The following is a 13,463-nucleotide window of genomic DNA, read 5'->3' on the forward strand; positions in this document are numbered from 1 at the left end:
TCGGTCATTCAATGTTGTGAGAGTGGGAGTCAAACAACACCTCATTTAAAAAGCCCGTACTACATATTCATATCTACAGTGTCATATTGGAATTGAGCTGCCAGTTACCACCGAGGGCTTTGTGCAACCCTACCGCGATCTGAGCAGTCTGTAAGCGTGCGGTAACAACACGATCTTGTAATAAGTGCTGCTGACGCTGTGCATCTAATACTGACAAATAATCTACTAAACCGGCTTCATAAAGTGATTCCGCTTTTGATACTGCACGATCTGTTTGCTGCTTAGATTCTAATACTAGCGATTGATACTCCTGACTATTACCGTAGCCTTGAAGTAAGGTTTCTACTTCGCCAATCGCATTGTTGACTGCGTATTGATAGGTAAGAGCACTGTTTTGAAAACGGGCTTCTTGAATATCTACCATAGCATCGCTTCGTCCACCATCAAAAATATTCCAACTTACCCCTACACTGGCAATCCATGCGGTTGAACCACTGCTAAATACGTCATCGAAATTACTTGCCACAAGACCAGGTGCGCCAGTTAAGAAAAACTTCGGATATTTAGCCGCAATCGCTGCGCCTAATTCCTCATTTATCGCTGCCATTTCACGCTCTGCAATACGTAAATCAGGGCGGCGTTGTAGTAAGTCTGATGGTAATCCTACTGGGATTAAACCAGACATTTCAGGCATTTTGTTTGCCGAGGTTTTTTTGAGCCTCTTGTGCATTTGTGACGGTGTGTCACCGAGCAAAATTGCTAAGCGTTGGCGGTGCACATTTTCAGCTGTTGCCAGTTGTGGCACGACGGCTTTCGATGCGGCAAACATGGCTTTCGCGCGTGCCAGATCTAACTCAGAACCGTACCCACTCGCGAGTACTTTTTGTACTAATACCAGTGTGCTTTTTTGATCTTTCACGGTTTGCATTGCGATTGTTTTTCGTTCTTGAGCCCCGCGCATTTGCAGGTAATTATGAATCACATCGGCTGTGATAGCGGTATTTAAGCCTTCACGGAAAATGATTGCCTGTTCTTTTCGTATCGAAGCGGCTTGAGCTTGGCTATCGATACGGCCAAATAAATCCACTTCCCAAGCAATGGTTGCCCCAGCGAAAAAACCACTTTGTTTAGCATCCATTAATGGCACTCCCAGTGGGTTATTAGCCGAAACCACCGGACCTAATAACGGGTCATTATCACTGAACTGCGCCGTACTGTAGCCAGCACCTAGACTAACGGTTGGCACTTTAAATGACTCTATGGCGTGTTGGTAAGCCTGCGCCGCTTTAATGCGTTCTGCTGCCATTTTTAAGGGAATATTCTGTTGTTGAACATCTGCAACCAACTGATTCAAAACAGTATCATCAAACTGATACCACCATGGCGTATTATTCTGTTGAGTATAGAGTTGAGATTGAACCTTTTGCTGATCATCTTGTACGGTACCGTTTGTATCTTGGTATAAGTACTCAGTATCAATTGTATGCTCTGGCTTTTGATAATCAGGCCCTACAGCACACCCCGTTAGCGTCAATGCAAGTACAAGTGCAATCGGAGACCACTTAAGCGTTTTCATATTGACTCTCCTCTGCTTGAGCTTTTGTTTTCGGGCGATAGAACAAACGATACAACGCGGGCATTACAAACAGTGACAGTACCGTTGCTGCAGCTAAGCCTCCGATAATCGTGGCGGCCATTTGGTCGAACAAGCGGTCAGATAATAATGGAATCATACCCAGAGCGGTGGTGAGTGCACCCATTGAAATAGCCATGGTTCGGTTGAGTGTTGCTTCTTTAATGGCCTCATCAAGTTCACGGCCATTAGCACGCTCTAATTCGATTTGATCCATTAACATGATGCCATTTTTGATAATCATGCCCGATAGTGTGATAGCGCCAATGAGTGCCATAAACCCAAAGGGTTTATCTAACAATAACAAGGTCCATGTTGCGCCAGTAGCTGCGAGAGGAAGCGTGATTAAGATAATAACGGGCTGTTTAAAGCCATTAAATAAGGCAACCATAATGATGACCATAATAAGCATCGCTTTAGGCATTTGCTTTAAGGTGTCAGTGATCGAGCGGTGTTCATCGTAGTATTCACCTCCCCATTCAAACTGATAGCCAGCAGGCAATGCAATAGATTCAATCGATTGAGCCAGTTGCTTACGCACATCAGATGCAGTGGCACCGCTGACATCCGCTTGTACCGTGATTGCTGGTAAGCGATTACGTCGCCAAATCATGCTCTGCTCTGTCTTAAGCTCAAAGCCATCAACCACTTGCCCTAAAGGTACGCTGTGCATACCGATAAGCGAACGAACGGGCAGTGTTTCCATCGATCCTATATTGGCTTCGGCACTTCGCAGCTTGATAGGAATAAGCTCATCCCCTTGATGAAGCTGACTTAATGTGACGCCATCGGTTGCACGTTTCATCGCAAGCGCAATATCGGTGCGGTTTATACCTGCACGACGGGCTTGTTCTTGATTGATGATCGGTACAATGACTTTGCTAGGTTGACGCCAATCATCGCGGATATATTTCGTATGAGGGTTAGCCGCCATAATGGCTTGGGCCTGCGTTGATAATTGCTGCAATACCTCTGGGTCTGGGCCAATAAAGCGCGCCTCAATACTGTATTTATCTTTGGTTGCGAGCTTTAAAGGACGAAAGCGTGGTTCTGCATACGGGAACTCAGCTTTAAGCCATGCATCACCTCGAAGAGTTAATGCCGTGATAGCTTCATAGTCTGTCGTGTTAATAACAATTTGACCATAGCTTGGATCATAAGGTTCTGGTTCAACGGTGACCGAGAAACGAGGTGCACTAGCACCGATATAAGCTGAAATAGTAGTGACTTCTGGCTGTTTGATTAGCCATTGTTCTATACGCTTCATATCTGTCGATGTTTGCTCTATTTTGGCGCCATTAGGTAGCCAGTAATCAAGAAATACCATTGGGCGATCAGAGCTAGGAATAAAGTTAATTGCAACGTTGGGCACAGCAATACCAGTAGCGACTAATAATGGGATCAATAATGCTAATGTTTTTAGCGGATTCGTGACTGTCCAAGATACTGCGCGATAGTAAGTTGAGGCTTTCGGATCCGAAACTGCACCTTCTTTGACTTTTTTGGGTTTAATCCATAACCAACACATAAGCGGCGTTACTGTCATGGCAATGAGCCAAGAAAACAGTAGCGATGAGCAGACAATTAGAAAGACGGAACTGGCAAATTCAGCAGAATCTGTTTTTGAAAATAGAACGGGGCTCGAGCCCATAATCGCAATAATGGTAGCACCTAATAAAGGCACCCCTGCCTCTTTCACCGACCCAATTGCTGCTTTAGTGCGATCAATACCTCTATTGAGTTTAACAATAAACATATCGGCGATGACGATGGCATTATCAACCAACATACCGAGCGCTAAGATGAATGTGCCAAGCGAAACCCGTTGCAAGTCGATACCCGCAACATACATGTAAATTAAGGTGAGGAGTATGGTTAGTAATAAGCTTGAGCCGACAATGACTGCGCTTTTAAAGCCCATAAAAATCAGTAGAACAATAACAACAATCGCGACACTTTCGATTAGGTTAGTCACAAAGTTATTGATTGATTTACTGACTTCATCAGGTTGGAAAGCAATGGTGCCGATCTCGACCCCAAAAGGTAATGTTTGTTGATATTCGTTAATGATATTGGTGATTGAATCGCCCAAAGACACAACGTTAATACCACTTACTGGGCTAACAGCAAGAGTGATGGCATCGTAACCATTAAAGCGACTTTCTGATAATGCTGGGGTTTGGTAGCCCATAGAAACATTGGCAATATCACCAAGGCGGATCAAGCCTGTACTGAATTTACTCACACCGCCTTTAATCATTAAATTACGAATATCATCGAGTGATTTAAATGCGCTACTTTGATCTATGCGAATACGCTCAACGCCTGCTGCGTAACTGCCCGCATCGAATGTCATGTTTTGGCTGGTCAGTTGGTTGACGACTTGCGCGGCTGAAATCCCGTATTCAGCTAAACGCTCGTCGGGTAAATCAATATTAACCACTTGATTGCGTACACCATGAAGCTCAATTTTCTTTATGCCTTCAACGGTTTTTAAACGACGTTGAAGCTCTTTGGCGTACAAACGTAATTCTGATGGTTCGATACCGTCACCATAAACAGAAAACAACATGCCATACACTTCAGAAAACTCATCTTGCACAATACTGATTTGTGCCGTGGCTGGCAGGGTAAGTTTTACGTCATTCACTTTACGGCGCAGTAAATCCCATTGTTGTGGCAGATCTTTAGAATTGGTTGCTTCTTGCAGATCAATAAAAATCATCGAACTACCCGGACGAGACAGTGAACGCAGTTTCCATACTGAGCCCATTTCTTGTAATCGAGTTTCAATTTTATCGGTGACTTGTTGTTCTACTTCTTGCGCTGATGCCCCTGGGTAGAGTGCTACTACCACGGCGCTTTTTACGGTAAAAGAAGGGTCTTCTAATTTTCCGAGTTTAAAATATGAACCAATACCTGTAATCACACACAATACGCAGAAAAAAACCACGAAAGTGCGTTGCTTAATAGCAAATTCCGCTAAATTCATCGTTCTGTTCCTTATTGGGTGATCTTGATTGTTTCAGTTTTGCCAACCTGAATACCAGTTTCTAAAAAATGCACCCCCGCAGTCACTACTTTGTCGCCTGCTTGTAGTTTGCCTGTAATACAGGCTTTATTTGCATTGAGGGCATTAACTGATACGGGCGTTTGTACTGCAATATTGTCTTTAACGAGAAAAACAGACTGTTGATCATTGCTTGATATCAGTGAGGAATATGGCACGCAATATTGGTTGTTCATTTGCTGAAAAGGCACATCAAGCTGAATGGCCTTACCGGCCAATAAGCTATCGTCAGTCTGGCTTAACAAAAAGGTGACGGTGAAGGTTTGTTTGATCGGATCAGGAATGGTACTGATTTCTTTTAAGGTTGCAGGAATAGATTGTTGGCTGCCGTACCAGCTTACGTTTATTTGTTGCTGGTTAGTGTGTTCTGTTTGTTGAAGGTCGCGATTACCTTGGCTTTGGCGCTGCTGAATTTGCGCTCTTTTTATCGAAATAAATTGATTAGCTAGATTCTCTGGTACGTCAATCACCGCTTGTAATTGGTTAGGCTGATGCAAGGTAAAAGCTGGAATGCCAGGGGCCGCTTGTTCAAATTGGTCAAAGAAACGATGGCCAATTACACCATCAAACGGGGCTTTTAGCTCAGTATAAGACAATGCATCTTGGGCTTTCCTTAGATTTTGCTGTACGACTTGTACCATGGCTTTACTGCGTTCGTAGCCACTGATTGCACGATCTAAATTGACTTCAGCAATGGCGTTATCTCCCGTTGCTTGTTTCACGCGTTTTAGTTCTATTGCTGCGAGTTTATGGGCTGCTTTTGCTTCTGCTAAACGGGCGTCTAATTCTAATACGGTAACTTGGTAATCATTCGGATCGAGGCGGGCAATAACCTGACCTTGCAAAATAGTGTCACCCGCATTGAATAATATTTCGGTAATGGTACCCGGAACACGAAAAGCCAGATTGGCAGAATCAGTAGATTCAAGCACACCTGAAAAACGTTTAACACTGGTGCTATCGAGCGCATTTAATTGCATTACTTGAATAGGGCGAGGGGATTTATCTGCCGTCATGGCAGGTGCATCAGTACAACCTGATAAGATAGCCGCTGTAATTGGTGCTACTAGGCATAAGGCGAGTTTCTTTTTAAATCTACTTTCTTGTTTTATAAGCGATAAATTTTTCATTATTGACTCCCACTGTCATTATGGGGGCCAGTCTAATCGGTTCATTGCAATAGATAATCATGCCAACGCATGAATAACTGTCTCGATAATCATGACAATTAAAGTTTCTTTGGCAGCTCTTGTAATAGTAAATCAATCAATAAACGGGTGGCGTGGCTGATGCCGTGACGATCTGGGTACAATAACCACACATCATCTGCACGAGATTGATATTGAGGTAAAACGCGAACCAAAGCCCCACTTTCCATTGAGGCAAGTGCGAGCAGTGGGGGTAAAAAACCAATTCCTCGTCCATCTAGCATGGCTCGGCGTATAAAGCCGATATTATTACTGGCGAGGCGAGAGGTAACTTTTACTTCTTCATCAATCAAGTCCCAGTTATCTTCCAGTGTGCCATCTGGCCATCGGTAACAAATACATTGATGAGTGGTGAGTTCAGCCAATGTATTGGGCATGCCGTATTGCTCGATATAACTTGGGCTGGCTAAGAGCATTCGGCCGAGTTGAGCGATATGACGGGCAACAAAGCTAGAGTCATGAAGTTTACCTGCATGAATAGCAAGATCTAATCCTTGCTCATACATATCGGTATAGCAGCTGTTGGTCGAACGAATGTCTAGATCGATTTCAGGATACATATCTTGGAATTGGTAGAGAATATGCTGAATAGCTTCGTCACTTTCAGGTAATAACCCCAGCTTCACTTTACCGGCAGGGCGGTCATCAAGTTTGAGCAAGGTGTCATTGGCTTTTTGGTAAGCCTCTAAAACAGCTAAGACTTCTTTATAATAAGCTTCACCATGCTGACTTAAGCGCAATTTTCGTGTGGTACGAAAAAAAAGTTGAGCATTGAGTGATTTTTCAAGCTCACCAATTCGGCGACTCACATTGGCACGTGGTAAATCCATGGCATTTGCAGCAACTGTAAAACTACCCAGTTGGACTACAGTTGTGAACAGTTTTAGATCATCAATACGCATGATATTCACTTAAAGCGACGACAGATAAAAAATCATTTTGAAGCAGTCTGGTTCACGGAGCAATAAGATCATGCTGTTATCCCATATTTCCGTAGTTTACTTTGTAGCGTTGTTCTGGGTATTTTCAGCTGTCTTGCCACTTCGCTATGGTTGTTTTTATATCGTGCCATTGCATTCGATAATAATTGTTTTTCATAGCTCGCAAGGTGCTCGGTGAGTGATTCTGGGATTTCACTGTTTTTTATTGGTAACTTTTCTTGATAATGCGTAATGGACTCTATTGCTGTGAAAGGCTGTGTTAATGTGTCGAGGTGATATTGATTCAGTGCATCATCATTGGTTTGTGAACACATTAACATGCTACGGAGTACTACATTTTCTAGCATCCTTACATTTCCAGGCCATGACCGTGACTCAAGAGATCGGATGAAGTCTGGTGTATAGCCATTAATGTGGGTGTTTAACAATGGATTATGTTTACGGATAAAAAACTCAACCAAGTGTGGAATATCATCTAGCCTATTTTGCAGCGAGGGGAGAACAACCATACAAACACCGAGACGATAGAAGAGGTCTGAGCGTAATTGTTTTTGTTGGATCGCAACCTCTGGTTGTTCATTCATCGCGACGATATAGCGAATGGTGACTTTTTTTTCATCGTTCCCCCCCAAAGGTCGAAAGTAACCATCTTGAACAACTCGCAGCAGTTTGCTTTGTACTTCAATCGGCATTGAGTTGATTTCATCTAAAAACAACGTACTGCCATTCGCTAATTCTAATAGCCCTTTTTTATTTTCAGCCCCGGTAAATGCCCCTTTTACTGTTCCAAATAGGGTACTTTCAATTAAGGTTGGCGGGATTGCACCACAGTTGATCGTTACCATCGTACTATTTTTTGCCGCGCTGTTCTGGTGAATATACCGAGCAACTAATTCTTTCCCTGTACCTGTTTCACCAGCGATCAAGACAGGGAGCGGTGTCTGAGCGAAACACTTCGCATCTTTGAGTAACCGCTTGAATAGCTTATTTTGCGTGACAATCTGTAGATCTTGATTAGGCAGGGAACGCGTTTCTTTTAAGGTCTCAGTCAAATGGATCACATGATCGGTTAACTCTCTCAAGTTACTGATGTCATGAACGACTTCGATGACAAACATTATCGTGTTATCAGGGTTAACTATGGGAAATGTTGACGAGGTTAGGGTCATCACCTTACCTGCAGGTGTCTGGTAGCTTTGTGCTTTGTTCCAAATTGGCACATTGCTATTTAGTACCATGATCATTGAACTTGAGCTTCTTGTTAGACTTGGAAAAGCATCTAGCAATTTTCTATGAAGTACTTTTTCTACCTCTACACCATCAAGTTTCGCACTCATTTCGTTATAGGCAATAATTGTTTCTGTAGCATCGATAATAATGTACGAGCTGGACATGCGATCGAATACCGCCATTATTTGGGAAAGAAAAGGCAGTAAAGGTGTTGAGACTTTCTCTATCATTACCATGTTCCAATCTGACGATATATCGTCATATTAAATCATTATTTTATGGCCAATATCGCGAAGTGATTCACAGTAATGTCTTATTAATCAATAACCTTTTCATAGGTGCTGAAATTTCACCACTGACGATATTTCGGCATGGCATAAGTTATTGTTTTTCTGTGCCCACTCCACGTAACCTATTGAATTTTAATGTGTTAAGTGTTTGGTTTTATTGTGGCATAGTTCTCGCTTATAAGTAATTACTTAGCGTTAAAAACGGATAATAAAAGGAATGATTATGTTTAATTACATTATTGCGCGTACCCCTTGTAAAGCACTTATCGATGGTATTTCATCTGCAGATGATGGTAAACCAAACTACGAGCTGGCGATGAAACAGCACCTAGCTTACTTAGATGCGCTCAGAATGTGCGGTGTTGAAATATTGTTACTTCCTCCCCTCGAAAATTATCCAGATTCTGTTTTTGTTGAAGATCCTGCGTTGTGTACCAAGCACTGCGGTATCGTAACCCGTCCGGGGGCGGACAGTCGTCGTGGGGAAATTGATTCAATTGAACCTGCACTTCGTCGTTTCTATGGTGATAACGTCGAGCGAATTGAAGCCCCTGGTACGCTTGATGCCGGCGACGTCATGATGGTCGGAGATACCTTTTATATTGGTCTGTCGGCACGAACTAATGCTGATGGGGCTGGCCAATTGGTAGCCATACTTGAGAAATACGGTCTAACCGGTCGCTTAGTCACAATGGAGAAGGTTTTACATCTGAAAACTGGGTTGGCCTACCTTGAAGATGGCAATTTACTGGCTGCTGGTGAGTTTGTTAATAAGCCTGAATTCTCACACCTTAATATTATCGAAATTCCTGAAAGTGAAAGCTATGCAGCTAACTGTATTTGGGTAAACGGCAACGTCATTATGCCAAGTGGCTATCCAATCTCTGAGAGTAAGATCCGTGACCTGGGGTATAACGTGGTAACGGTTGATACTTCAGAGTACCGAAAAGTTGATGGTGGCGTCAGCTGTATGTCATTAAGGTTTTAGGATGTGATAAGGAGGGCAGGATGCCCTCTCTTTAAGGAGAAAGAAGATGGCTCGGCAGAGTGAGAGTAAACTAGGGTTGTTGGCAATGACGGCTCTTGTAACAGGGGCGATTGTTGGCAGTGGAATCTTCAGTCTGCCGCAAAATATGGCTGAAGGAGCGGGAGCTGGCGCGATCATTATTGCTTGGATTATCACTTTCTTTGGCATGATAACCTTGGCAAAAATATTTCAATGGTTGTCGATCAACCGTTCAGATATTGATGATGGTGTTTATGGTTACGTTCGAGAGGGATTCGGTGACTACCTTGGCTTCAATGCCGCATGGGGATATTGGATTTCGGTTTGGGTTGGTAACGTTGGTTACCTTGTCGTAATTTACAGCGCACTCGGTTCATTTCAAGCTTTTGACTTCTTTGGTGACGGCAGTACTTTTCCCGCTATGGTTTGCGGCATCATTACATTGTGGGTACTGCACTTTTTTGTGTTACGCGGTGTTCAATCCGCAACGACACTGAATATTATCGTGACTATCGCAAAAATAATTCCCATTCTGTTATTTATCTTACTCGTTGCATTAGCATTTAAAATTGAAACGTTCCAAATTGATTTTTGGGGATCTCCTGAACTCGGATCTGTGACTAGTCAGGTTAAAAACACCATGCTTTACACTGTGTGGGTATTTTTAGGTATTGAATGTGCCACGGTTTATGCGTCTCGCGCTCAAAATATGCAGGTTGTTAGCCGGGCAACGATCTTAGGGTTTCTGATTACAATCACTCTTCTTATCTGTGTTTCTTTGCTTTCTCTCGGCGTAGTACCACAAGCTGAACTTGCGGGAATGAAAAATCCATCAATGGCGCAAGTTCTTGAATTTGCAGTTGGTCCTTGGGGAGGTGTACTGATTAATATCGGGTTGATTGTCTCTGTTGGTGGGGCATTGCTGGCATGGACAATGATATCTAGTGAAATGCTCTTTCTTGCTGCTAGAGGGTCTAAAAATACCGCACCATCTATTTTTGGAAAACTTAATAGTAAACAAGTGCCTGCCAATGCAATGTGGCTGACTAATAGTCTTATCTCGCTATTTTTAGTTATTAATTATGTTAATGATGCTGGTTATAATATCTTAATTCAACTGGCCTCATCGATGGCGCTAATACCATACTTGTTGTGTGCTGGTTTTGGATTGAAGCTCGCGCTTAAGAATAAACAACATGCGGTCTCTTTATTGCTGATGACATCAATTGGCTCTGTCTACGGTTTATGGCTGATCTATGCTGGTGGGTTAGACTACCTATTATTGTCGCTATTACTTTATTCGTGTGGATTACCATTTTTCTTCCGTTCAAGAAAAGAACGCGGGCTAAGTTTTCTTATTAGTCCAATAGAAAAGGTTTTAGCTGCGATGGTTATCGGAGGAGCTCTTACTGCTTTACACTTGATTCTTTCAGGTACTTTGTCACTTTAGCTGTTAGCTATGTATTGTATATTACATATAGGCAGTATTTAAAACGATAAGGTTGCCACAAGGGCGACCTTATCGGTATTAACCTCAACGCCAGCTTAGATGAAAATTATTGGCAATCTTGCGTCATGCTGCCAAGCGCTGCTGGTTGTGTCATGGTGTATTTACCCTTTAGGCTTCGGTATACACGTGTATTCCACACTTCACCATTATCTAACTCAAAATCAATCGCATAGTTTATGCCGTTTACAACTTGCGTTTTTACATCCAAAATTTTGGATAATTGTGCTGATGTATTCATCATGGCTAACACACTGTCTACCGCAGCTGTTGCTTCTGGTGTTACAGCTGAATCATGCCAGCCGCCGGGCATACCCGCTTCAGTATTACAGAGTGGGTTGATGTTTTGCTCTTTTTCTGTCGTCGCTTGCGTCGATTGCTGTGAACACCCAACCGCAGTTAGAACACAGAATGATAAAACCAAGGCTAATCGTTTTTGCATGCGAGATGACTCCCCATCGTTCATATACAGTTACAGAAAGATAAATTCCCTTACTATTTGTACGTCAATATATTTGATATTAAATCATTGTTCAAATAATTTATAAAATAGATTTGAAATGCCAGTATTGAATAGCGTCCCCCTTAGTCCCTCGTAAGCACTATAGTAAAGAGACCTTCTCTACAGAGAGAAACACGATGAAAAATTTCCTTATTGTCGTGTCGTTATGGCTATTCTTTTCAGGTGGAGCTGGTGCGGCACAGCAATTCAACTACGTTACAGCTGTCGCAACGCCGGGGGAGGGGCGGTTAATCACCATGGAAGATTACTGGCTAGTAGCCCTTAGCGATACGTACGAGATTCGCTTACCCGAAGAGGTGGATGAAGGACAAAAATTAGATATCAAAGTCTTTCACGATGGCAAGTGGCAACAAGAATTATTTATAGTGCGTGCCATCAGCATTCACAATGACTTGTGTCGGCTTCATGCACAGCATCCAAGCAAGGATGGACGATTCCCAAGCAATGCTATTTATGTTCAGCCTTGCCACTCTAAATAAGCAGTATGCCCCGAATTATTTGCCGTAAATAATTCGGGGTACATAGCGAATGTTAAACCAGTCCGGTTGCGAGGTGGACCACAATTACCGTGAAGGCTGATAACAATGGAATTGCCATGGTGACAACGGCGATATCCCCATAGCTTTGTCGGTGGCTCAATCGGCAAACTGCCAGCAAAGTGATTACTGCACCGCAATGCGGTAGCGTATCGAGCCCCCCTGCGGCGAGCAATACTACTCGGTGTAGAACTTCTGGGTTTATTCCTGTACTTAGGAAGTCGTTGCCGAGTAGAGCCAATACCATTCCTGTTCCGCCTGAAGACGAGCCTATGATTCCAGCCAAACTGGTTGATGTGATTGCTACCTTGAACAAGTCGGGAATATCAATGGCGGCAATACCGGCCTTAACCACAAGAAAAGCAGAGAGAGCGGTGATTACTGCCCCGTAACCGACTTCGGAAGCCGTATTGAAAATCGGTAATAGCGAGCCAACCGAACCATCAAAAACCTGTTTGTTGGGATCGATTAGGTAGCGACGGAAAACAATCAGCATAAAGGCAATGGCAAATCCTAAAGCCAAAATCACAGACCAAGTGCCGTTGATACTGGCTTCTAAGGTTTGGTAATTGGCAACAACAGTAGGTGATTTGAAATAAATATTTGTCATTAAGAAATTGATGATAAAGACCAATAAAATTGGAATCAGTGACATTAGGACTCCAGGACTCTGCGTCGAGGCTAGATCTTTAGATTCTGTATCTTCATCTTCGCCATAGCCTTCACCTGCCGCTATCGCTTTTCCGGCGCGAAATTTTATCCAGAGTATTCCCAGAGTCAACATCATGGTTGCCGCTAAGATACCCAAAATGGGTGCGGCGTAAACTGTTGTCCCAAACGGAATGGTAGGCATGGTATTGAGGTATTGAGGTGAGCCAGGTAGTGCCGTCATCGTAAAGGTAAAGGCGCCTAGGGTAATTGCTGCGGGCAGTAGGCGCTTGGGAATACCAGCCGCGCGGAAAGTTTCAGCCCCTATCGGGTACATAGCAAAGACCACGACGAAGAGAGAAACCCCACCATAGGTAAGGAGCGCGGTGGCTAATACCACAGACAGAATGGCATGGCGTGGACCCAGATTCTTGATTATAAAAGCAGAAAGTGTTCGTGCGGCCCCCGAAGCCCCCATTAGTTTGCCGAAAATAGCACCGGCGATAAATACAGGAAAGTAGAGCTTAATGTAGTTGGCGGCAGCAGGCATAAAGACATTAGAAAGGGCATAAAGAGAAGGAAAGTCATTGGTTAACAGGGCGGCAAGCATTGCAAGGATAGGTGCCAGAACAAGCACGGAAACACCACGATAGGCAAAGTACATTAAACCTATCAGGGTGAGAAGGATTACGGCAACATCCATATTAGTTTTCTCCAGCAAGGTAAAGTAAGTAACAGTTTGTTAACATGCTAGAACGTCTAATGAAGAATGGAAACAACGTAAAACAAGGCACTTACATCGAAGCATGCAAAGTGAGATCTAACTCAAGTAATGGCCTCTCCGATGACGGTTTTATTACGAAGGTAATAA

At 43.3% G+C, this 13,463-nt stretch carries 10 protein-coding genes; 3 read left to right on the top strand and 7 right to left on the bottom strand.

The features are described from left to right. Positions 1-73: 73 nt before the first annotated feature. The 5 genes from C9J48_RS08470 to C9J48_RS08490 form a co-directional block, all read right to left on the bottom strand. The gene (locus tag C9J48_RS08470) at positions 74-1,576 is read right to left on the bottom strand and encodes an efflux transporter outer membrane subunit (RefSeq protein WP_006228640.1); all 1,503 of its coding nucleotides are present in this window, start codon (positions 1,574-1,576) and stop codon (positions 74-76) included. Then, positions 1,563-4,625, bottom strand: coding sequence for an efflux RND transporter permease subunit (locus C9J48_RS08475; protein ID WP_006228639.1), 3,063 nt, complete (start codon positions 4,623-4,625; stop codon positions 1,563-1,565). The genes C9J48_RS08470 and C9J48_RS08475 overlap by 14 nt, the downstream gene beginning before the upstream one ends. A gap of 11 nt (positions 4,626-4,636) precedes the next feature. Beyond that, the gene (locus C9J48_RS08480; protein WP_006228638.1) at positions 4,637-5,833 is read right to left on the bottom strand and encodes an efflux RND transporter periplasmic adaptor subunit; all 1,197 of its coding nucleotides are present in this window, start codon (positions 5,831-5,833) and stop codon (positions 4,637-4,639) included. A 98-nt stretch (positions 5,834-5,931) separates the two neighbouring features. After that, complete coding sequence (locus C9J48_RS08485) at positions 5,932-6,813, bottom strand: LysR family transcriptional regulator (protein WP_006228637.1); 882 nt, start codon at positions 6,811-6,813, stop codon at positions 5,932-5,934. A 68-nt stretch (positions 6,814-6,881) separates the two neighbouring features. Beyond that, complete coding sequence (locus C9J48_RS08490) at positions 6,882-8,312, bottom strand: sigma-54 interaction domain-containing protein (protein WP_107281079.1); 1,431 nt, start codon at positions 8,310-8,312, stop codon at positions 6,882-6,884. Positions 8,313-8,595: 283 nt separating this feature from the next. On the opposite strand from C9J48_RS08490, the gene ddaH reads away from it, so the two are divergent. Together ddaH and C9J48_RS08500 are read left to right on the top strand one after the other, a co-directional pair. Beyond that, complete coding sequence (gene ddaH, locus C9J48_RS08495) at positions 8,596-9,360, top strand: dimethylargininase (protein ID WP_006228635.1); 765 nt, start codon at positions 8,596-8,598, stop codon at positions 9,358-9,360. A 46-nt stretch (positions 9,361-9,406) separates the two neighbouring features. Then, positions 9,407-10,828 (top strand): basic amino acid/polyamine antiporter, encoded by a 1,422-nt coding sequence (locus tag C9J48_RS08500; protein ID WP_006228634.1) that lies wholly within the window; start codon positions 9,407-9,409, stop codon positions 10,826-10,828. 106 nt (positions 10,829-10,934) lie between these two features. Here C9J48_RS08500 and C9J48_RS08505 read toward each other — a convergent pair whose 3' ends face one another. After that, the gene (locus tag C9J48_RS08505; RefSeq protein ID WP_006228633.1) at positions 10,935-11,327 is read right to left on the bottom strand and encodes a cystatin domain-containing protein; all 393 of its coding nucleotides are present in this window, start codon (positions 11,325-11,327) and stop codon (positions 10,935-10,937) included. Positions 11,328-11,524: 197 nt separating this feature from the next. Between C9J48_RS08505 and C9J48_RS08510 the strand changes: the two genes are divergently transcribed. Continuing rightward, the gene (locus tag C9J48_RS08510; RefSeq protein ID WP_006228632.1) at positions 11,525-11,887 is read left to right on the top strand and encodes a hypothetical protein; all 363 of its coding nucleotides are present in this window, start codon (positions 11,525-11,527) and stop codon (positions 11,885-11,887) included. Positions 11,888-11,939: 52 nt separating this feature from the next. Here C9J48_RS08510 and C9J48_RS08515 read toward each other — a convergent pair whose 3' ends face one another. After that, positions 11,940-13,295, bottom strand: a complete 1,356-nt coding sequence (locus tag C9J48_RS08515) for a GntP family permease (RefSeq protein WP_006228631.1) — start codon at positions 13,293-13,295, stop codon at positions 11,940-11,942. Between the last annotated feature and the right edge of the window lie 168 nt (positions 13,296-13,463).

Origin of the sequence: Photobacterium profundum, from assembly GCF_003026285.1 — a bacterium.
In the GTDB taxonomy this organism is placed as follows: domain Bacteria; phylum Pseudomonadota; class Gammaproteobacteria; order Enterobacterales; family Vibrionaceae; genus Photobacterium; species Photobacterium profundum.